The sequence below is a fragment of the Acidovorax facilis genome (assembly GCF_050626955.1).
Lineage (GTDB): Bacteria > Pseudomonadota > Gammaproteobacteria > Burkholderiales > Burkholderiaceae_C > Acidovorax > Acidovorax facilis.
In genome coordinates this window covers 5,283,998-5,304,179 of the sequence record NZ_CP192460.1, presented here as the reverse complement: position 1 = coordinate 5,304,179, position 20,182 = coordinate 5,283,998, and the positions used below count along the sequence as shown (strand labels likewise).

Sequence of the window (20,182 nt, the reverse complement as noted above, 5' to 3'; positions counted from 1 at the left end):
CTAAGCTACCGCACGGGGCTCCGCAAAGCAAGAATAACAAAGCACTTCACGACCCAGGTGATCTAGTGTTTTCCTCGCCCGTACATGCGCCTCTGAGCCAATTTGCGCTAGTTCTGCTACTTGGACGAGGGGCAGTTCATCCTCCAAATAATGGATCTCCATAACCTTTCTTTCCACCCGCATTAATAAGCTCTTCTTTCCTGTATCAAACCCAAGGATTCGACCATAAAGAGAAATCTGTTTCGGTTCAAAACAAGCCAGGTTCGCACGCGGCGCAAATTTCCCCTCCAATTCAATATTTGAACCAAAAAAATCAACGCGGATTGGGGCCTTGATTTTTCTGTTTGCCAAGCTTCGCAAAGCTTCCTGAGCAACGACTTGTACATTTTCCCTTTCACAGTCTGCTAGTTGATTTTCATCAAGGTATTTTGGATCATCTTGAGCAGAATATCCCAACATTTTCTGCAAAATTGCCCGAATGAGACGATTCGCCTTCGACCGATCAAAAGCGCCTTCTTCGGCATAACAAAACAACCTCAACTGAAGAATTGTTCCATCAGGTTTACTGCGCGCGATCGATTCTATTAACAGCAACTCAGGCTCGCACAAACGCTCGCCAGTCAATATATTTTTTAGCGCTGCGGCTAGCGAATTCATCTCGCCAAATCGCAGATCCGCCACGCCGCCACCGACTTCAACACCTTCGTCATCAATAATCGCTGTTAGTTGATGGGTCACCTTTTGCTCCAAAGTTGCGATTAACTCACCAGTCCTTCTTGATTCAAAAACCAATGCATTTTCAAAAATCATAGGAATTCCTTTCAAATCAAATAGATAAATATTGGTCGTAGAAAAATTTGCCGCACGACAAACGGCCGCCAGCGCTAAGGCGAGCGAAATTAATGGTGGGAGGGAGATTGCGCGATCCGCGTGGACTGCGAATTTGACGACCCCCAGAGGATGCGGGGCCAGTATGGGAGCATCGATGCACTTAACTGCACCGATGATTTTTTAAATGACGGACGAACCGTCCTTGAAGCGAAGATAAATTAATGGCGATATTTCGCCAAAAAAATCCGTTGATATTTTGATTGCCGCACAGTTGTTGTGCAATCAATTTTGAGGAGCGCGACGCGTGTAACGTCGGCTAATTTATGAGGGGGAATTTTCCCGCTGAGTGACTGACGGTTATGAACCATCAACCATCAAAATTAAATCTCGGGCCATGGGAGGCACCGGATATGTATAGGACAGGTTTCCCAATCCATGATGGCTCGCCGTTAGCAGGCGGTCTGGCCGCACGCAGACGGCCATTAGTTCTACTTTAGCACGAAAGTGGCGTTTTCGCGCGAGTGAATCACCTGCATTTTTGGCTGCGGCATGACAATTGACAGGGTACGTCTACAGGGAGCACCGGAGTTCGACGCCAAATGGCGCAAGTGATTGATTTCATTGACATCGAGTGTCAAACGTGCCCCTACAAGAGACTGAGTTGAGCGCCTTGTTGTAGCTGTTTGATCCTCAATGCCTTGAGAACGGCGGTTTGAACGCTGCTCATGGACGAGACCCCGCCCAAGGGGGCAGTGGGACTTGCTAACAAAGTGTCAACCTGCAATAACCTGTCACGGTCCACTATCCGAGGATGATTGAGCCATCAACCTGTCAATGGAATTATGTATTTACATGAGTCCCGCAAGCGTATCTTGATACCGGGATGACGACTTCTGAGTTTCGCGCGTGATGGATTCGCTTGCACTGACACCAGTGTCTGCCAAGATCGCCATGACCTTACTGATTACAGCAGTGGTTGTAGCAGCGGCTTATCGACAAGCTCCTTCAAGTTGAATGTCGACACTTGTTGGGTCGCTTCAAGCCGCCGGTGTTTGACTGGTTCATGAATCGGGCTCCTCGACTAACTTTCGATGCCGATCTGAACATGCCGGAATTCACTTCGCGGCGCATCCATAAGGTGCTGCTATGGCTTATCGCGGATGTCGGCTTTCTACGGGCAGATCGATTGCAAGCCTGGTCGCTCGCTCTGGCGAGTTCCATACTGCTGCTGCGTGCGCAAATTCGGGTAGTGGCACCGGCACAGCCGGAGCGGCACCCACCAAGAAGACGATGTTCTTCGGTTCGGTGGAGCTCGACCCCATCAAGGCCAAGCTGGAGTTTTCCGATGTGGCCGAGGAAGTGTTGATGCTGTTCACCCAAAAGCCGGGTGTGAAGGTGGCTGCGCAGATTGGGCGCTATGCGCACGCCAAGCAGTTCAAGCGCATGAAGAAAGCTGTGAGGACACTGCGCACCCGCGTGGGCCGGGTGCATCGTGAAGTTACTCGCCAACTGCACCTGCTGCCTGAGGTGGCCAAGGCCAAGGTTCAGGACCTATTGCAGCGCACGGGCCGCATCCTGACCCAACGGACGAAAGACAAGAACAAGTTGTACGCCCTGCACGCGCCCGAAGTGGAGTGCATCAGCAAGGGCAAAGCCAGAACGCCATACGAGTTCGGCGTAAAGGTCAGCATCGCCACCACATTGAAGGAAGGCCTGGTGGTGGGCATGAGGAGCATGCCGGGCAACCCCTACGACGGTCACACGCTGGCCGAGACACTGGAGCAAGTGGGCATCCTCACTGGCACGGACAAGCCGCCGACAACGGCCATCGTGGACAAGGGCTGGGGGCGTAAAGGTGGAGGGCGTGCGCATTCTGATGTCAGGCCAAAAGCGAGGCATCACCCGAACGCTCAAGGCCATGATTAAAAGGCGCAGCGCCATCGAGCCGGCCATCGGGCACATGAAGATGGATGGGCGGCTTGCCCGCAATCCGCTCAAGGGTGCGCTGGGCGATGCGCTGCACGCGGTGATGTGCGGGGCCGGGCACAACTTGCGCCTGATTCTGGCCGCGCTGCGGCTTTTACGCGCCCGCTTCGGACTGTCGATGCAGGCGCTCATCGTTGCATTGGTCGCCGCTCCACGCAATCACCGACTGGCCTGCGACTGAGAGGCGAATTGTTCAGGGCGAACTTAGTAGTCGCTATCTGAAGTTATTTGACGTAGCTCGTCACGGCGCTTTAACAACAACCTGATTGATTCGTCTGTTTCTTTGTTGGCCTTATCAATCATTCTCCCTGCGGGGATTGCAATGAGAATGAAGAGCAAGACAAAGAGCCCGTAGATCAATACAGGCGTTGAAGGCATAACCAGTGCTACCTCCATAATAGAGCAGTGTATCAATTGGTGCAGTGAATCGCCCCTGGGCTCGTCAAGGATCACCCAGCAGCACCCGTTCCACCTAACCGCTATCAGTCTGTCACCTCATGTGCACGCCGTCGCTCCAATTTAAGACCAAGCGCTGCAAGGTTGATAGCTATGGCGGTCAGAATCAGCCCCAATAGAACTGGATCATCGAGAACTTGGCGGGTTGTAGACATGTCCTTTTTATAGTTCCTTGCGGCGACAAGATCAACCCGGAACAGACAACGGTTCCGGCGGTGCGGGTTTCCGCCTGAGCAATCCACCCATACAAAGCCGAGGATTGCACTGTTGACCCAATACGGAAAGGATCTCCGTCACCTTGCAGCGGTGGAGCTCCCGAGTCTTAAATCCGCACCATACGCCGGTGCACGCTCTGCGGCTCGCGCTCGAACGCCTCCATCAGGAAGCGGTCCTGCGGCTTTTCGGATGCCGTCTTGGGAATTTGGGCTAACACTTGGATGAAACCCGGCAACATGCCGGCCTCCAGGTGCTCCCGGCACACGTCGAAGAGTTGCTGCGCGTTGAAAATCGCCGCATCCTTGGGTACAACGGCGGCGACGACTTCCTTTTCTCCTGGTGCGAGCTGCGCGCTGGCTATGCCGTAGACGTACACGTCATCGACCATGCCCGATTCAGCGATCGCCTTCTCGATGTATGCGGTGGCAATGAATTCGCCGTTGCGACGGATGCCGCTGCCCTGGCGATAGTCGAAATACAGCCAGCCATCTTGGTCCGCATGCACCACATCGCCCATGTGCAGCCAGCCTCCGGCGCACTTGCTTTGCGACGCCTGGGGGTTGCCGAAATATTCCACAACGAAAGGTGCACCGTTGGCATGGCGCATGAGTAGTTCGCCCTGCTGGCCGGGCGGGACATCGTTGCCGGCGTCATCCACGATGCGATATTGCAGCGAGGGCGGAGGTTTGCCAATACTGCCCAAAGGCCCCTGGCCAAAGTGATTGAAGGTCATCCCGCCTTCGGCCGCGCCATAGAACTCCACGATCTGCACACCAAAGCGCTGGGAAAACTCACCCCAGATGGCAGCCGGCATGCCGGAGGAGACAACGAAGCGCACCGGGTTGTCGGCATCGTTGGGTTTGCGGGGTTCGGTATAAACCGCTGTGGTCATGCCGCCGAGCAAGGTGAACGTGGTCGCGCCGTACTGGCGCGTGATGTCCCACAGGCGCGATTTGGTAAATCGCCGCGAAAGGACACAGCGCAGGCGACAGGCCAGTGCCGACCCGAGCGTGACGAGTTGCGCGTTGGCGTGCGTGAGCGACAGGCCCGAGTACAGCACGTCGTCCGTGCTGTACCCGAAAAGGCTCGGGCCGAGCTGCACGGTTTGGCAATACCGCCGGTGCGTCATCACGATGCCCTTGGGGTCGCCTGTGGTGCCGGAGGTAAAGATCAGCTCCAGTGCGCTGTCGGGGTCGGTGGTCAGGAGGGGCAGGTCGGGCACATCGGCCGGAGCCCGTGCCGCCAAGTCCTCAACGCCCTGCCAGTCGGACAGGGGCCGGTCGCCCTCGTCGGTGGCAAAGGCCATCGCCCAGCGCAGGCCGGGCAGTCGTTCGCGCAGCGGTTGCAGGCGGGGCAGGACGTAGTCTGCGGCGATGGCTGCGCTGCACTGGCTGTTGGTCAGCATGAAGTGCAGCTTGTCGCCTTTGGTGCGTGGATCGATGGGCACCACGGCTGCGCCCACGATGCCAGCGGCCACCATGGCCTCGACGAACTCGGCGTGGTTGGCCATGAGCAGGGCCACGCGTTCGCCCGGGGCAATGCCCAGGTCGAGCATGGCCTGCGCCATGCGCTGTCCGTTGTCCCAAAGCTGGCGGTAGGTGCGCACCTCGTCGGGACGCACCCCGGCGCCTTCGATGGTGAGCACCTTGAAGTCTGGAAACTCTGCGGCTCGGTTGGCGACCATGCCGGGGAAGATGTTGTCGGGGTAATGGCTCATACCTTTCACCTCCTTTTCAGCGGCCCAGCAGCGTGAGGCAGGCCACGGCTTCCTCGACGCCCGCCAGCCCGCCGCCGTTTTCTGCCAGCGCGATGCGCACGCCCGGTGCCTGTCGCGGCCCGGCCTCGCCGCGAAGTTGCGTCACCAGCTCAAACACCTGGCCCAGTCCGGTGGCACCAATCGGGTGGCCTTTGCTTTCGAGCCCTCCTGAGGGGTTGATGGGGATGCGTCCACCCAGGCGCGTCTCGCCGCGTTCGGCCGCCGGGCCGCCGTGTCCCATGGGAACCAGGCCCAGCAGTTCGGACTGCAAGACTTCGCCAATGGCCGTGGCGTCGTGCACCTCGGCCACGCCCACGTCTTGGGGCGACACGCCGGACTGTTCGTAGAGCCGGTGGGCGGCCTTGCGCACCAGGTGGTTTTCGAGGTCGTTCGACGCGCGCTCGCTGCCGGTCTGCAGCACGCAGGCCAGCACGCGCACGGCACGGCGGGCATCGCCTTGCAGGCGATTGAGGCCCGCTTCGTTGCAGACGATGGCCGCTGCCGCGCCGTCACTCACCGGTGAACACATGGGCAGCGTGAGCGGGTAGCTGATCGGCGGGGCGGCCAGCACCTGCTCCACGCTCATGGCTTCACGGTATTGCGCCAGCGGGTTGTGCGCAGAGTGCCCATGGTTCTTGGCGGCCACCGCCGCGAACTGCTGCTGCGTGGTGCCGAATTCACGCATGTGCATGCGGCCCATGGCGGCGTAGATGTCCATGAACAGGCTGTAGGGGCGGGGCGACTGGCTTCCCGGAGGCGGGGCGATGCCGTGGCCCATGGCCAGCAGGCGCTCTTTACCGGCTTCGGTTTCATGCACATCCCAGGCCCCGTCGAAGGCGGCGAACATGCGGGCCTTGTCGTCAATGCACATCTTCTCGGCGCCCACGGCAAGCACGATATCGGCGGCGCCACTGCGCACATGTTGCACGGCCATGTGCAGCGCCGTGCTGGCGCTGGCGCAGGCGTTTTCCACGTTGACCACCGGAATGCCCTGTACGCCCATGGCGCGCAAAGCCAGTTGCCCGCGTACCATGTGCTGGCCGTCCATGTGACCCTGCGTGGCATTGGAGAAATAGGCGGCTTGCAGGAGCGAGGCGTCGCAGCCTGCGTCCTGCAGCGCGGCGGTGACGGCCTGGCGCGTGAGGTCTTTCACGCTCCATTGGCGATGGCGGCCAAACGGCGTCATACCGACGCCTGCGATATAGATCGATTCCATGGGTTGCTCCTAAACCAAAAATGGATAGCCGTGCCACTGTCCCTACCGTCGCCGGGGCCGGGCGGGTCAGGTGTCACGACGCTTGTGCGTACCAGGCGACGCCGTCGGCATCCACGGTGCACTGCACCGCGCGTTCAACGATGAGGTAGTTCATGCACGCCACCGCCTCTCCCGTGGCAAGGCCCAGTTGCTGGCCATCCTGTTCGCCTATGGGGCGGCGAAACAGTGCCGGGAATACGTCCACGATCCGTTGGGGCCCGCCGCGCAGTTGTTGGCACAGCCGCTCCAATGCCTCCGTAGTACCCGCTCGAAGCGAAAGCAGGCGTTTGTGTAACCCGTAAAACGGCTCGTTATGCGACGGAAGTACCAGTACATCGTCGGGAATCTGGCGATGCAGCTTGTCGAGCGACGCATACCATTCCTTGAGCGGATTGGCCTGGGGCTCATTGGCGAATACGGACACATTGGACGAGATACGTGGCAGCACCTGGTCACCGGAGATCAGCAGTTTCAGATCGGGGCAATAAAAGCAGACATGCTCAGGTGAATGGCCAGCGGTGGCGACCACCTGCCAGGCGTGGCGCCCCCACTGGAGCACCTCGTCGTCCTGCAGCCTCCGAAAGCTGTCAGGCAGTGCGTGTATCTGCTTGCCGAAACTCCCGAAGCGACTGCGGTAGTTCTCAATGGCGGCCGGCGACCAACCCGCGCGCCGGTAGAACAAGACTCCGTCGGGCGGTGCCTCGCGGCTGGTGTCGGCATGCATGACACGGCAGGTTAGATATTCGAGACGGCTCATGGACAGCGGCACGCCGGCACGGCGTGTGAACCAGCCCGCCAGGCCGATATGGTCTGGATGCATGTGGGTGGCATACACGCCTTGCAGCGGGCGTGCCAGCGCGCCTTGGTCCATCAGGGCAAGCCATGCGGCCACCGTATTGGGGTCGTTCAGTCCGGTGTCGACCAGCACCCAGCCATCGTCCGTATCGACGGCCCACACGTTGATGTGGTCCAGGCGAAAAGGCATGGGCAGCCGGATCCAGCGCACTCCCGGGGCGATCTGCATCGCCTGGCCCGGAGCCGGGGCTTCAAACGGGTAGCGCAGCGCGGCGCCTTCGGGCTTTGACATGGGAGCAATGGTTGCCGGTTGAAAGATTAAATGCCTGTAAGACCGCCCGTGCACAGCACGGTTTGGCCACTGACGTAATCGGACTCGGGAATGCAAAACAGATAGGCTGCGCCGGCTGCTTCCTCCGGCGTACCGGCACGGCCCATGGGGATGCTGCGTTCCATCATCGCCATCAAGTCGTGGTTGACGCCCACCTTGATTTCGCGTCCCTCGACTTCAATGGTGGCGTCTGCGTTGGCGGTGGCCTCGGTCATGCGGGTTCTGATGAGGCCATAGGCGACGCAGTTGACCGTGGTGTTCAGGCGCCCCCATTCCTTGGCCAATGTCATGGTCAGGCCCATGATGCCGGCCTTGGCGCTGGAATAGTTGGCTTGCCCTGCATTGCCAAAAACGCCGGAAACCGAGGAGATATTGACCACCTTGCGCACCACGCGGCGGCCCGCTGCCGCATCGGCCTGGGACAACGTGCGTATCACCGGCTGGGCTGCCCGCAGCAGGCGAAACGGTGCGGTGAGGTGCACGTCGATCATCGCATGCCATTGCTCGTCGCTCATCTTCTGGATGACGTTGTCCCAGGTGTAGCCAGCGTTGTTGATGAGGATGTCGAGTCCGCCAAACGCGTCGGTGGCGGCGCTGATGATGCGATCGGCAAACTCCGGGTCGGTGACGCTGCCGCTGCAAGCGAGCGCCTCGCCACCCAGCGCGCGGATTTCCTCGCGCACGGCTTGAGCGGGCCCATCGTCGAGGTCATTGACGACGACTCTGGCGCCTTCGCTGGCGAGCTTGATGGCCATTGCCCGGCCGATGCCGCGCCCCGAGCCCGTGACGACTGCGACCTTGCCGCGCAACTTGTTGGACATCGTCTGCTCTCCCCGTCAGTCGGTCGTCGTCGACTCGGAATCGTAGGCGCCTGCGCTGCCTTGCTGGCGCAGGACGGCCCGCTGGATCTTGCCGGTCGCGGTCTTGGGCAGTTCGTTCATCTGGCGCAGGTAGCGCGGCTTGGCGAAACGCGGCAACCGGGCACTGGCCTGGCGCACGATCTGCGCCATGTCCAGGGTCGCACCTGCGCTGGGCACCAGCGCCAGCATGACCTCGTCTTCACCACCCGGGCCTTGCGCGGGCACGGCGTAGGCAGCCACCTCGTGAATGCCAGGCAGTTGGCCCACTACGGCCTCAACTTCGGTGGCCGAGATGTTTTCTCCCCGGCGGCGGATGCAGTCCTTGATGCGGTCGACAAACGTGATCAGACCCTGTTCGTCGCGTATCCCCGCATCACCGGTGTGGAACCAGAGATTTCGCCAGGCCTCGACACTTTTTTGGGGCACGTTGAGGTAGCCCGCCATGAAGCCAAACGGCACCTTGGGTCGCATCAGGATTTCGCCCGTCTGACCGGCGGGCACCGGCACGTCGGTGTCGGGGTCGGCGATGCAGACCTCGAAACAATCCTCGTGGACCCAGCCCGCCGCGTTGGGTGCGACATGGCCCAGGCGGCCCCAGATCGGAATGCCAATCTCGGTCATGCCGAAACCCGACAAGACATCCTTGACGCCAAAGCGCTCCCGAAAAACCACTTCGTGTTGCACGGGGTTGGGGGCACTCATGCAGACGCGCAGGCGGTGGCTGCGGTCTTGCGCCGTGGGCGCCTGGTTGATGACGAACATCGCGGTGGTGCCCAGGTGGTTGGTCAGAGTGGCGCCGGTTTTCATGATGTCCGCCAACCAGGTGCTAGCACTGAAACGCTGCTTCAAATACGCGGGAATGCGGGCCAGCACCGTCGCGCCTAATTGCATGAAGAGCCCGTTGGCGTGGAACAAAGGCAGGCATATGTAGTACTTGTCCTGCGCCGTGATCTCCACGCTGCGCATGGCACCGATGCCGAACAGCGCGCAGTGGCAGTGCGGCATGAGCACGCCCTTGCTGGGCCCGGTGGTGCCTGACGTGTACATGATGCAGAAGATGTCTTGGGGCGTTGGCGCAAGGCCTTCCCACGGTGTGCTGGACCGGTGGTCGGCCCAGTCCAGACAGCGCCACTGGCTGGGCATCGCGCCAGTGCGTTCGCCAAACACGATCAGTGTTCTGAGGTGTGGCAGCTCGTCAGCCAGGCTGACGATGTGCTCGACCAGCGATGCGTCCACCACCATGGTGGCCAGTTGGCAATCGTTCAATTGGTGGCGCAGGAACGTGGCGCGCAATTCCGTGTTGAGCATCACCGCAGCTCCGCGCAGCAGGCCAATGCCGAACACGGTGGTGGCGGTTGCGCAACTGTTCGTCATGAAGACACCCACGCGCTCCTCGGGCTGAACCCCAAGCTGGTGCAAATAGCCCGCGAATCGCTGGCTGTCCGCGTAGGCTTGGCCGGCGGTGAGCTGGAAACCTTGGCTGTCCTCAAGCCAGGGCTGGTCAGGATGGCTGCATGCCCACTCGCGCAAGGCATCGGTCAACGTGCATGCGTGGGGCTCGTCAATACGGCTATACATCGTCTTTTTCCTTCGCACCAAGGGCGCATGGGAGCGCCAAGCTCAGATTTCCAGTTCCGAAAGCCAAGGCACATGGGCCATCGCTTCCGCTGGCTCTGCCTCAAGCTCCGAAGCCATCAGGCCGTTCCAGCGGTTGAACCAACCGACCATTGCGACGCAGGAGACGATCTCCACGATTTCCTCGTCGGAAAAGATCTGCTTGGCCTGTTCAATGGCTTGGGCCGGTTCGCGAACCGGCAAGCTGCCTCCGGCGGTGGCAATGGCCAAAGCTCTTCTCTCCTGGTCGGTAAACCGGGTGTCATCGCGGTAGGTTGGCAGCGCAGCAAGCTTGTCCCAGGAGACACCCACATGGTGGGCAGCGTGGACCAGGTGCGTCGTGGTGTAGCGGCAGTGCGCACGGCGCGCAGTCTCCGCCGCCACCAGGAAGCGCAGCGATTGCGGCAGCAGCCCATCACCGCGCACCGTCAGCGCAAACAGCTTGAGCAACTGCGGCACCACACCGGGCTTGCGGGCCATGGTCAATAGGGCGTTGGGGCGGTAGCCAATGAAGTCCACCAGTTCTTCAATCACAGGGTCCTTGGACCGTGGGTCGTCCGCGCTCAACGGGGCTATGCGTGCAGTGGTTCGATTCATCGTGGTGTTCGTATCGGATGGGCGTTGGATAGGGGCAGTCATGTGGCCGCTCCCGTGGTAATGAGGCCTTCCACGTGGGCGCGCTGCGCTTCGAGCTCCTGGGCCGTGCCGGACCACACGACCTGGCCATGGTCCAGAACGTATTGCCGATGCGCCAATTTCATGGGGACTTTGAGGTTTTGCTCCACCAGCACAATGCCGGTGCCTTGGCTGTGCACCTCGCTGAAGACGCGGACCAGGTGGTCCACGATCACGGGCGCCAGACCCTCCGTCGGTTCGTCCAGCAAAAGCATGCGCGGGTTGCTCAGCAGTGCCCGTCCGATGGAGAGCATTTGCTGCTCCCCGCCAGAAAGATGGTCTCCGCCAAAGTTCAGTCGCTCTGCCAGGCGCGGGAAAATTTCCAGCACGCGGTCAATGGTCCAATGCCCCGGTTGATGGGCCAATGTCCCAATCTTCAGGTTCTCCAACACCGTGAGATTGGGGAAGATACGGCGCGTGTCAGGAACCAGAGCGACACCGAGCTTGGCGATGGCTTCCACGCCAAGGGCCGAGATGTCTTGCTCACCAAGCAGGCGCCGACCGCCCACCAATGGCATCAGGCCCATCAGCGCCTTGAGCAGGGTGGTCTTGCCGGCACCGTTGCGGCCGACGATGGCGACGATTTCGTGGGCATCAATGCGCACGGAAATCTCCTCCAGCGCCAGAGCCTGCCCATACTTGACGCTTGCTTTATCGAGTTCGATCACTGGGCGTCCTCTCCAAGGTAAATTGAACGTACCGACTCGTCCTTGCGGATCGATTCCGGCGAACCGCAAGCAATGACAGAACCGTTATTCATCACCACGATTTCGTGGGATAGAGACATCACTGCATCCATGTTGTGTTCAATCAGGAGCACCGTGCGCCCCTGCGCGACTTTGTGGATGAGTTCCAGCGCAGCCTGGATTTCGTGGTGGCCGATGCCGGCCAGCGGTTCGTCCAACAGCAAAATCTTGGGGTCGGGCAGCAGCGTGACGCCAAGCTCTAGCGAACGCTGCAAGCCGTAGGGCAACGTGCCAGCAATTTCGTCACGGTGCGCGGTGAGTCCGGTCAGTTCCAGGATGGCGTCCAGCTGCTCGCGGAACTTCCTGTCAAAGCTGCTGCTGATCCAGAAAGGCTGAAAACCTGGGCGCCGAGACTGTGCAGCGATCAACAGGTTCTCTTCCACCGTCATCTCGCCGAAGATCTTGATGATCTGGAAGCTCCGGCCTATGCCCATGCGGGCACGCGCGTAAGCGGGGCGCTGGCTAATCTCCTGGCCATGGCAAAAAACCTTGCCGTCGTGGCGCATCTGGCGTCCCGCCAGAACGTTCAGCAAAGTTGTTTTTCCCGCACCATTGGGGCCAATCAAGCCGTAAATGCGTCCTTCATGAAAGTCATGGCTCACATCGTTGACGGCCCTCAGCGCTCCGTAGCTCACGGTCACGCCGTCGCATTTGAGTGCCACCTGGCTCATTGGACACCTCCTCGGCGATTTTTCTGGTAGGTCGCAAAGGCTTTCTCCAATTCACCGACGATGCCGCGTGGGAAGAAGATGGTGACGAGGATGAACACCACGCCCAAGACGCCGTACCAATATTCGGTCCAACTGCTCAGCCATTCCTTGAGGAACTCGAACACGATCACACCGACCGTGGCACCCCAAAGCGTTCCAGAGCCTCCCAGCAGCGTCATGATGATGACGTCGCCAGACGTCGTCCAATGCAGCATCTGCGGGTTCATGTACATCAGCAACGATGCCAGAAGAGCGCCGGCCAAGCCGCTCAAGGCGCCAGAAATCACAAAGGTGATCTGTTTGTAGCGGTTGATGTTGAAGCCCAGTTGGTCAGCGCGGGTTTCGTTGTCCCGAATGGCCGCGATAACGCGCCCAAAAGGCGAACTGCGCAGCGAGATCACCACCAGCATCACCAGGGCATACACACCAAGGACAAACCAGTAGTAGGCGACGGGATCGTAAAAGTCGATGCCTATGAAGCTGGGGCGTTCGACGCCAGAGATGCCATCCGAGCCACCCGTGAAGCCGCGAAGCTTGCTGTCCGCCAGAATGAAAATCAACTGGGACAGTGCCAAAGTCACCAACGCGAAGAAGATGCCCGACACCCGCAGAGCGAAAAAACTGAACAACAGTGCGAATACGGCACCGACAGCAATCGCCATGACAGCTCCGCCGTAGAAAGGAAGACCGTACTTTTGCGTCGCCAGGGCCACGGCGTAACCGCCAACCCCAAGGAAGGTGGCATGGCCGAAAGACACCATTCCCAAGGAGCCGAAGACGAAGTCGAATCCGACGGCGAATATCGCCCAGATGGCAGCCAACGTCAGCAACTGGATGGTTGCCTCCCCGGGGTTGAGAAGCGGCACGATGATGCTCGCTGCCGCCAACAGCAAGCCAAAGTAGATATCAAACTTGGTGAACTTCATGCCGTCCTCGTCGCACGGTGAAACAGGCCTTGTGGGCGTGTCAAAAGGGTGCCTATCAGCAGCACGAATGTCATGATGTCCACCCAGCCGGGCATGTACACGTAACCCAGAGCGCGGACCATGCCGATCAGCATGGAGGCAGCAATCGCCCCACGGATGTTTCCAAGCCCACCCAGGATCACGACGATGAAGCAGTCAATGATGGTGTTCGTGGCCATTCCCAGCTCAATCGGGAACAAAGGCGCCGCAATCGCACCAGCAAGGCCGGACAGTCCGCAGCCAATGGAAAATACCGCCATGCGCACAGTACCCACCGGCAGTCCTAAGATGCGCACCATTTCCGCATCGCTGCTGGCAGCACGCACGAGCATGCCGAATGTGCTTTTCTCGAGCAGAAGGTAAAGCCCGATGGAAATGAACGCGCCGAACCCGATGACGAAAAGTCGGTAGATGGGGATCGTGCTACCCAGCATGTCGACAGTGCCGCTCCAAAGTTGGGGAATTGGCACCTCCTGGTAGCCCGGGCCCCAGAAGAAGCGCACGGCATCGCCCAAAACCAGGATCAGGCCAAACGTCAGAATCAACTGATAGAAATGCGGTCGGTCATACAGTGGGCGCAGGGTCAACTTTTCCACCACTGCTCCCACAACCGCGGTTACGAGGGTGGCTACCAGTGCGCCCATGAGAAAGGAGCCTGTTCGCCTACCTGTCTCAAAAGAGACGTAGGCACCTAGCATGTAAATGGCGCCGTGGGCGAAGTTAATCACGCCCAACATGCCAAAGATGAGCGTGAGGCCCGCTGCCAAAAGAAACAGCAGCATGCCTAAGCTCAAGCCAATCACAATAGTTGACATATCGAATTACCGGGTACGAACCACCGTTGCTGACACGGAGGTGCCTTGCGGACCTCCGTGCCGTACGGTCCTTAGTTCTTGCAGGGAGCGAAAAGCTTGTCCTCGGAGAAGACCTTGGTGACCTTCATGGTCAGAGCCGGTGCAGGTGGGGTGCCGTTCACCACTTCACTCCAGAAGCCGGGTTGTGCTGCTTGGTGGTCGCAGGCACGCATGGTCTTCTTGCCCTCAACGGAGTTTTCACGAACGCTGGTAGCGAACGCATCAACCCACTTCTCCTTGTCCCAGGAGCCGGTTTTTTCCACCGTGTCAAGCCACCATGCCATGCCGTCGTAAGCCTCGCCCGCCGTCATGCTGGGGAACATGCCGAACTTCTTACGATAGGCCTCCACGAACTTCTGGTTCGCAGCGTTTTCAACGGTGTAGTGGTATCGCTGGCCAGAATTGACACCGACCGCAGCGGGCCCAACGGCTGCGACCATCGTGTCATCAGCTGCTACGGGGCCGAACAGCACCTTTGTCTTGCCGAGATTGACTTGGCCGGCTTGCTTGAGGAAGGTGACCACGTCGGAGCCCGTCATCATCAACAACACGCCGTCGGCATTCGACTTGGAAATCTTGTCGATGATGGACGAGTAATCGCGGTTGCCAAACGGGGGGAAGTCCTCCCCCACGGCCTGAATGCCATTGGCGTCAAGCTGGGACTTGATCCAGGTGTAGCCGTCGCGGGTGGCCTGGTAGTCCGCAGTCACTGCATAGATGCGCTTGAGCTTTTTCTCCTGCATGTACACCAGCGCCATGCGGTTTTCCATATCCAGGTTGTTGGACGTACGGAAGGTGTAGCGCGAACCACCGGGCACGGTAATCTTGTCGTCCGCCGAAATGGTGACGAGGTGAGGGATCTTGCGTTGCTTGGTCACGTTCATGATCGCCAGGGTCGATGCGGAGCTCAGTGCGCCAAAGATCATGTGCGAGCCTTCAGAGATCAGCTTGGTAGCCTTCTGCACTGCCGGCTGTGGTTTAGTCTCATCGTCTTCCCAGGTGATTTCGATTGGCACGCCCAGCACCTTGCCACCGCGCTCTTCCACAGCGATCTGCACCCCGCGGCGCATATCTTCTCCCAGCAAGCCGTAAGGGCCCGACAGCGACAGCACGGCGCCGACCTTGAACTTCTCCGGCGTGGCTTGTGCATACGCTGTGGCGGTCAGTCCGATCGTGGCTGCCGCAGCAACCACCATGCTCCTTCTGACCCATTTCGAAAAATTACCCATGCTCTGTCTCCTTTGGTTAATTTCAGATGCTTCTAATCAGCCGATGCGTGCGGAAATTCCGCCATCGACCAAGATTTCGGCGGAAGTGACGTATTTGGATTCGTCACTCGCCAGCCATAGGGCCGTGTAAGCCACGTCCCATGCCTCTCCCATGTGCCCCATGGGGCATTGCTTATTGCGTTTCTCCATCGTGTCGTCCACGGATGCCTCCTGGTAGCCCTTTTGCAGTGCCAGAGACGGTTGACGGACCATGGGCGTATTCATCAGACCCGGCATCAGGACGTTGGAGCGGATGCCCTGCTTGGCGTACTGCAAAGCCACGCTGCGCGAGAAGCCAAGCACAGCCGCCTTTGATGCGCTGTAGGAAACGTACGCCACGCCGCTGTCACGCAGACCAGCCACCGAGCCGATGTTGACGATGCTTCCCTTGCCCTTCCTGAGCATTGAGGGAATGACGTGTTTGCATGTCAGGAACATGGACGTCAGGTTCACGTCGAACACCAGGCGCCAGTCTTCCAGGCTCTGCTCGACGACTCCACCCAGGCGGCCAATGCCAACGTTGTTCACCAGCACGTCGACATCGCCATAGGTAGCAATGCAGTCCTGGATCAATGTCTCTACCGCAACAGGATCGGTCACATCGCAATGGGTGACCCTGATGGTTCCGCCCTCGCTTTGAACGATGGATTCAGTCTCCCGGGCCGCTTCCAGATTGATGTCGCAGCCATAAACTTTCGCTCCCTCACGAGCGAACAGCACCGCCATCGCCTTGCCATTGCCCCAGCCGGGGCCTGACGATCCGCAACCCGTCACCAAGACGACCTTGCCTTCCAGTCTTTTCGTCATATCCGGTTCCTCAATTGGCTGGGCCGTAGAGAGTTACCACTGTGGCGCCACCCAAACCGGCGTTGTGCTGCAAGGCGAACCGCGCCCCCTCAACCTGCCGATCCTCAGCACTGCCACGCACCTGGTGGACCAGCTCAAAGCACTGCGCTAGGCCGGTAGCGCCCAAGGGGTGACCCTTCGAAAGCAATCCACCGGAGGGATTGACGACTACGGCGCCGCCGTAGGTGTTGTTGTTGGATTGCACGAACGCCTCACCTTCGCCGATGCCGCAGAAGCCCAGGCCCTCGTAGCTGAGCAGCTCGTTTTGGGCAAAGCAGTCGTGCAGTTCACACACATTGATGTCCTGTGGCCCCACGCCTGCAGCTTCATACACCTGGCGAGCGGCTTCCTGCGTCATACCGAAGCCGGCAATCGAAATGGCGGACTTGTCGGTAAACGCGCCGGAACGGTCCGTCACTAACGACTGTGCCAACACCTGCACACCTGGAGTCAAGCCCATCTTTTGCGCGAAGCGCTTGCTCACGAAGACAGCCGCAGCAGCACCGCAGGTCGGGGGGCAGGCCATCAGACGGTGCATTACCCCATCGACCAACGGCGCACTGGCCAGCACTTCTTCGGCGGTGACTTCCTTGCGGAACAGCGCCAGAGGATTGCGTGCGGCGTGGCGGCTCGCCTTAGCGCGGATTCGGGCAAAAGTCTCCAGTGATGTTCCGTACTTCTGCATGTGCTCGCGGCCAGCTCCAGCGAAATAGCGGATTGCCATCGGGAGCTCAGGATGGCCGAAGACCTCATCCATGACACCGTTGAAGCGATCGAGCGGGTCGGGCCGGTCGTCCCAGTGCGCCTTCAGGGCACCTGAGGGCATCTGCTCGAAGCCCACAGCCAGGGCGCAGTCGGCCGAGCCGCTGGCGACGGCCTTGCGCGCGAGGTACAGGGCGGTGGAACCGGATGAGCAATTGTTGTTGACGTTGATCACCGGTACGCCGGTCATGCCAACTTCATAAACAGCGCGCTGGCCGCTGGCCGAGTCACCATAGACATAGCCTGCATAGACATCCTGAATATCGGAGTACACCAAGCCGGCGTCCTGCAGCGCCTGGCGGATCGCCAGCGCGGCCATTTCCGGGTACGGCAGGTTGTCACCAGGTTTCTTGAAAGGGGTCATGCCGACACCGGCGACGAGAACGGTTTCTTGCATTGCGATAGCTCCAGGTTGAATTGCCAAACGTGCGTTGATTCGAAGCGTCCTGCGTTCAGGAGACCATCCGCTCCTGCGCGCTCCAGTACTTCTTGCGTACTTCCTTCTTCAGGACCTTGCCCACTGCGCTGCGCGGAAGTTGCGCGACGACATCGACCTCCTTGGGCGCCTTCACGCTTCCCAGGCGGTCCTTGACGAACTGGATGAGCGCCTGCGGATCCACAGATTGGTCTGGGCGCAGCTCGATGACGGCTCTGACGGCCTCACCCCATTTGTCATCGGGCACCCCGATGACGGCGCAGTCCTTCACTGCAGGGTGTGCCATAACGGCAGCTTCAACCTCGGACGAGAAGACGTTGAAGCCGCCGGTGACGATCATGTCTTTCTTGCGGTCAACGATGAACAGGAAGCCCTGCTCGTCGAAATAGCCCACGTCACCGGTGCAATGCCAGCCATGACGCTGCACTTCGGCGGTGCCCTCGGGGTTTTTGTAGTAACCCGTAGTTACGATGTCGCCTTGCGCGACGATTTCGCCCACAGCCCCCGGCTTAGTGAGCACCTGACCGTCGTCGTCCATGATGGCCACTCGCGTGAAGGGAAAGCGGCGCCCTGCGCTCAGCAGGCGCTGGCGGGGGGCCACCTGTCCGTCAATGAAATGATCCTCGACGCGCAACACGGAGATGGCGCCCGGCACTTCCGCCTGGCCATAGATCTGCAGCATGACTGGGCCGAAAACCTCAATGGCCTCGGCCAGCTTGTCGGGTGACATGGGTGCGGCGCCGTACATGAAGTAGCGCAGCGCAGAAAAGTCGAAATCGCGAACGTTGGGCTGGGCCAGCAACGTATAGATGACCGTAGGAGGAAGGAACATCATGTTGACCCGCTCCTGCTCAATCACCTTGAGCAGGTTCTGCGGATCAATCCCATCCATCAGGATGACGCGGCCGCCTCGCGCCATAAAAGGCAGCGACACCAGTCCTGCGGTATGGGTGATGGGCGCCGCTGCCAGCACGGTCATGTGGTCGGTGATATACATCGCCGACATGTGGTTGGCCATGGTCGCCGTCAGGTTGCGGTGGCTGAGCATGACCCCCTTTGAACGCCCCGTGGTGCCACCGGTACCCATGATCATGGCCAGTCCCTGTGGTTGCAGCGGCGCTGCAAACATCTCGGACGACTGGCCCTGGATCAGCTGGGCAACCGACAGGTCCTGCTCATCAGTCTCGTCTAAGGCGATGTAATGGCGAATGCGGGGAACCTTGCCGCGGATCTCGGCGACTTGGCCGGCATATCGGGCCTGGTAGAACAAGACGTCGCAGTCCATGTCCTGCAGGAACTCGATGTTGCTCTCCACACTGTTGCGCGCATTGACGGGGAGCCAAACGCCTCCAGCGCGTACAACCCCGAGCAACGCCACGAATGCGGCTCCGGAGTTGCCGCTGAGCACCGCGCCGTGAAAGCCCGGCGCGAACTCCAAGGAATCCAACCCTCGGGCGATCTGGCAGGTGAGCGCACCCGCCTGAGCATAGGTCATGGGCGTGGTGTCGCGCCCGTGGTCAAAAAAGCAAGGGGCGTCCGGGTGGCTGGCGACGCCAGCATCGAAATAGTCGAGAAGATTCATTGCGTTGCTTCTTTGTTCAGGTCAATTTCAGTGGTCTCGCCGTCGCTGACAATTCGCACGCCTTCAGCACCAACGGGCAAACAGAAATCGTGTGCTGTGCGGTACGTTGAGCAGGCTGTTCATTTGGTACCAATTGATGTAAATTAGTACCATTGGACATCTAGATAGGTACTGGGTCAATTGTTTTGGTACCGCTTTTTATTGGGAGAAACCCGCATGAAAAAAAAGCTCACAGACGAGGAGTTCTTCGATGCGTTGACCCATTTGCTCTTAACGGAGGGCATCAAAGGTCTGACCGTGGGTGAAATTGCCGCGCGTATGCATTGCTCGCGGCGGCGCCTCTATGACATTGCGCAGACAAAGGAAGAGATCTTTTGCGCTGTCGTGCAACGCTTTTTTGACAGCCTCCTGGAACAGGGGGAGGCATTGATCCACAGTGAAAAAGATTTGACGACGGCTCTCGCTGTCTACCTCAGCGTCGGCGTCCATGCGGCCAGCCGTATTGGTGTGCAGTTCTTGAAGGATGTCGAAGACTCTGCGGTTGCCCGAGGCATCTTCGACCACTACCAGCATGCCCGTACCATGCGAATGTCCCAACTCATCGACGAAGGAGTGCGGCAGGGTGTTTTCACCCCTTGCCATGGATTGGTCATGTCTGAGGTGATGCTGGGAGCGGCACTGAGGTTGCGCCGCCCGGCATTCCTTGCCCAGGCCAACCTAACCATCGAGGATGCCTTCCAGGAGTTTTACCGGATATTGCTGGGTGGATTGCTGACCGATTCAGCTGCATCTCACACAGCCAAGAGTGGCAAGCGGGCTGTGCGGACTGGCGTGCGGCGAGTCGCCGAAAAGAAGGATACGGACTACGATGAAGTCGGCACCATGCTGATGGCGGCCTGGAATCGCGAATAAGTGGAAAAAGGCGGCGCGGTTGGCGGGGGCGTAACCTCGGATGGTCTTGTGAAGGCTGCCAAGATCATGTCCACGGCACATGGGCACAACTTGTCGGATGTGTTTGCGTCTCTTGAACTGCCCACTCAGGCTGCTATTGAGTCTGAATTTCTGGCGGCGTCAGGAGAACAGCTGGCACCGCTTCTTGCCGAGTGCTCGAACTACTTCATTCAAGCCCGCTATGCCTATGAACAGATCGGTGGCAGCTACAACTTGAGCGGCATCCGCACGCTCGCAAAGGGCGTGCTTGATGCCGTGAAAGCCTTCGGTACCAAGAATCCCTGAGC

Annotated in this window: 17 protein-coding genes and 1 pseudogene; 3 read left to right on the top strand and 15 right to left on the bottom strand. The window is 59.5% G+C overall.

The genetic code is table 11. The features are described 5' to 3' along the window. Nucleotides 1-810 carry a hypothetical protein gene (locus ACQ4MJ_RS24405; protein WP_431150955.1) on the bottom strand — a complete coding sequence of 270 codons (810 nt, stop codon included), beginning with the start codon at nt 808-810 and terminating at the stop codon, nt 1-3. Nucleotides 811-2,223: 1,413 nt separating this feature from the next. Here ACQ4MJ_RS24405 and ACQ4MJ_RS24400 point away from each other — a divergent pair. After that, nucleotides 2,224-2,998 (top strand): annotated as a pseudogene (locus tag ACQ4MJ_RS24400) (transposase); the annotation flags it as partial. 597 nt (nt 2,999-3,595) lie between these two features. Here ACQ4MJ_RS24400 and ACQ4MJ_RS24395 read toward each other — a convergent pair. The 14 genes from ACQ4MJ_RS24395 to ACQ4MJ_RS24330 form a co-directional block, all read right to left on the bottom strand. Next, a complete protein-coding gene (locus ACQ4MJ_RS24395) occupies nt 3,596-5,206 on the bottom strand; it encodes an AMP-binding protein (protein ID WP_431150956.1) in 1,611 nt (536 codons plus the stop codon). 16 nt (nt 5,207-5,222) lie between these two features. Then, nucleotides 5,223-6,461 (bottom strand): thiolase family protein, encoded by a 1,239-nt coding sequence (locus ACQ4MJ_RS24390; RefSeq protein ID WP_431150957.1) that lies wholly within the window; start codon nt 6,459-6,461, stop codon nt 5,223-5,225. Between the two features lie 73 nt (nt 6,462-6,534). Next, entirely contained in the window at nt 6,535-7,587 is a 1,053-nt protein-coding gene (locus ACQ4MJ_RS24385) for an MBL fold metallo-hydrolase (protein ID WP_431150959.1), read from the bottom strand. 26 nt (nt 7,588-7,613) lie between these two features. Next, nucleotides 7,614-8,447 (bottom strand): SDR family NAD(P)-dependent oxidoreductase, encoded by an 834-nt coding sequence (locus ACQ4MJ_RS24380; protein WP_431150961.1) that lies wholly within the window; start codon nt 8,445-8,447, stop codon nt 7,614-7,616. Between the two features lie 15 nt (nt 8,448-8,462). Beyond that, the gene (locus ACQ4MJ_RS24375; protein ID WP_431150962.1) at nt 8,463-10,064 is read right to left on the bottom strand and encodes an AMP-binding protein; all 1,602 of its coding nucleotides are present in this window, start codon (nt 10,062-10,064) and stop codon (nt 8,463-8,465) included. 42 nt (nt 10,065-10,106) lie between these two features. Further along, complete coding sequence (locus ACQ4MJ_RS24370; protein WP_431150964.1) at nt 10,107-10,697, bottom strand: carboxymuconolactone decarboxylase family protein; 591 nt, start codon at nt 10,695-10,697, stop codon at nt 10,107-10,109. Between the two features lie 38 nt (nt 10,698-10,735). After that, the gene (locus tag ACQ4MJ_RS24365; protein WP_431150965.1) at nt 10,736-11,443 is read right to left on the bottom strand and encodes an ABC transporter ATP-binding protein; all 708 of its coding nucleotides are present in this window, start codon (nt 11,441-11,443) and stop codon (nt 10,736-10,738) included. Further along, nucleotides 11,440-12,192, bottom strand: coding sequence for an ABC transporter ATP-binding protein (locus ACQ4MJ_RS24360; RefSeq protein ID WP_431150967.1), 753 nt, complete (start codon nt 12,190-12,192; stop codon nt 11,440-11,442). Before ACQ4MJ_RS24360 ends, ACQ4MJ_RS24365 begins: the two co-directional genes overlap by 4 nt. After that, a complete protein-coding gene (locus tag ACQ4MJ_RS24355) occupies nt 12,189-13,157 on the bottom strand; it encodes a branched-chain amino acid ABC transporter permease (protein WP_431150968.1) in 969 nt (322 codons plus the stop codon). The genes ACQ4MJ_RS24360 and ACQ4MJ_RS24355 overlap by 4 nt, the downstream gene beginning before the upstream one ends. Then, entirely contained in the window at nt 13,154-14,011 is an 858-nt protein-coding gene (locus ACQ4MJ_RS24350; RefSeq protein ID WP_348707498.1) for a branched-chain amino acid ABC transporter permease, read from the bottom strand. Before ACQ4MJ_RS24350 ends, ACQ4MJ_RS24355 begins: the two co-directional genes overlap by 4 nt. Nucleotides 14,012-14,082: 71 nt before the next feature. Next, nucleotides 14,083-15,279, bottom strand: a complete 1,197-nt coding sequence (locus ACQ4MJ_RS24345; RefSeq protein WP_431150971.1) for an ABC transporter substrate-binding protein — start codon at nt 15,277-15,279, stop codon at nt 14,083-14,085. Nucleotides 15,280-15,315: 36 nt separating this feature from the next. Further along, nucleotides 15,316-16,125, bottom strand: coding sequence for an SDR family NAD(P)-dependent oxidoreductase (locus ACQ4MJ_RS24340; protein WP_348707502.1), 810 nt, complete (start codon nt 16,123-16,125; stop codon nt 15,316-15,318). A 10-nt stretch (nt 16,126-16,135) separates the two neighbouring features. Further along, a complete protein-coding gene (locus tag ACQ4MJ_RS24335; protein ID WP_348707504.1) occupies nt 16,136-17,323 on the bottom strand; it encodes a lipid-transfer protein in 1,188 nt (395 codons plus the stop codon). Nucleotides 17,324-17,378: 55 nt separating this feature from the next. Next, nucleotides 17,379-18,944, bottom strand: coding sequence for an AMP-binding protein (locus ACQ4MJ_RS24330; protein WP_348707507.1), 1,566 nt, complete (start codon nt 18,942-18,944; stop codon nt 17,379-17,381). Nucleotides 18,945-19,160: 216 nt separating this feature from the next. On the opposite strand from ACQ4MJ_RS24330, the gene ACQ4MJ_RS24325 reads away from it, so the two are divergent. Next, nucleotides 19,161-19,856 carry a TetR/AcrR family transcriptional regulator gene (locus ACQ4MJ_RS24325; protein ID WP_348707509.1) on the top strand — a complete coding sequence of 232 codons (696 nt, stop codon included), beginning with the start codon at nt 19,161-19,163 and terminating at the stop codon, nt 19,854-19,856. After that, entirely contained in the window at nt 19,857-20,180 is a 324-nt protein-coding gene (locus ACQ4MJ_RS24320) for a hypothetical protein (RefSeq protein ID WP_348707511.1), read from the top strand. It begins immediately after the preceding gene. The last annotated feature ends 2 nt before the right edge of the window (nt 20,181-20,182 follow it).

Coding starts and splice junctions, on each gene's coding strand:
- ACQ4MJ_RS24405 (WP_431150955.1), bottom strand. CDS start 810: ATGATTTTTGAAAATGCATTGGTTTTTGAATCAAGAAGGACTGGTGAG.
- ACQ4MJ_RS24395 (WP_431150956.1), bottom strand. CDS start 5,206: ATGAGCCATTACCCCGACAACATCTTCCCCGGCATGGTCGCCAACCGA.
- ACQ4MJ_RS24390 (WP_431150957.1), bottom strand. CDS start 6,461: ATGGAATCGATCTATATCGCAGGCGTCGGTATGACGCCGTTTGGCCGC.
- ACQ4MJ_RS24385 (WP_431150959.1), bottom strand. CDS start 7,587: ATGTCAAAGCCCGAAGGCGCCGCGCTGCGCTACCCGTTTGAAGCCCCG.
- ACQ4MJ_RS24380 (WP_431150961.1), bottom strand. CDS start 8,447: ATGTCCAACAAGTTGCGCGGCAAGGTCGCAGTCGTCACGGGCTCGGGG.
- ACQ4MJ_RS24375 (WP_431150962.1), bottom strand. CDS start 10,064: ATGTATAGCCGTATTGACGAGCCCCACGCATGCACGTTGACCGATGCC.
- ACQ4MJ_RS24370 (WP_431150964.1), bottom strand. CDS start 10,697: ATGAATCGAACCACTGCACGCATAGCCCCGTTGAGCGCGGACGACCCA.
- ACQ4MJ_RS24360 (WP_431150967.1), bottom strand. CDS start 12,192: ATGAGCCAGGTGGCACTCAAATGCGACGGCGTGACCGTGAGCTACGGA.
- ACQ4MJ_RS24355 (WP_431150968.1), bottom strand. CDS start 13,157: ATGAAGTTCACCAAGTTTGATATCTACTTTGGCTTGCTGTTGGCGGCA.
- ACQ4MJ_RS24350 (WP_348707498.1), bottom strand. CDS start 14,011: ATGTCAACTATTGTGATTGGCTTGAGCTTAGGCATGCTGCTGTTTCTT.
- ACQ4MJ_RS24345 (WP_431150971.1), bottom strand. CDS start 15,279: ATGGGTAATTTTTCGAAATGGGTCAGAAGGAGCATGGTGGTTGCTGCG.
- ACQ4MJ_RS24340 (WP_348707502.1), bottom strand. CDS start 16,125: ATGACGAAAAGACTGGAAGGCAAGGTCGTCTTGGTGACGGGTTGCGGA.
- ACQ4MJ_RS24335 (WP_348707504.1), bottom strand. CDS start 17,323: ATGCAAGAAACCGTTCTCGTCGCCGGTGTCGGCATGACCCCTTTCAAG.
- ACQ4MJ_RS24330 (WP_348707507.1), bottom strand. CDS start 18,944: ATGAATCTTCTCGACTATTTCGATGCTGGCGTCGCCAGCCACCCGGAC.
- ACQ4MJ_RS24325 (WP_348707509.1), top strand. CDS start 19,161: ATGAAAAAAAAGCTCACAGACGAGGAGTTCTTCGATGCGTTGACCCAT.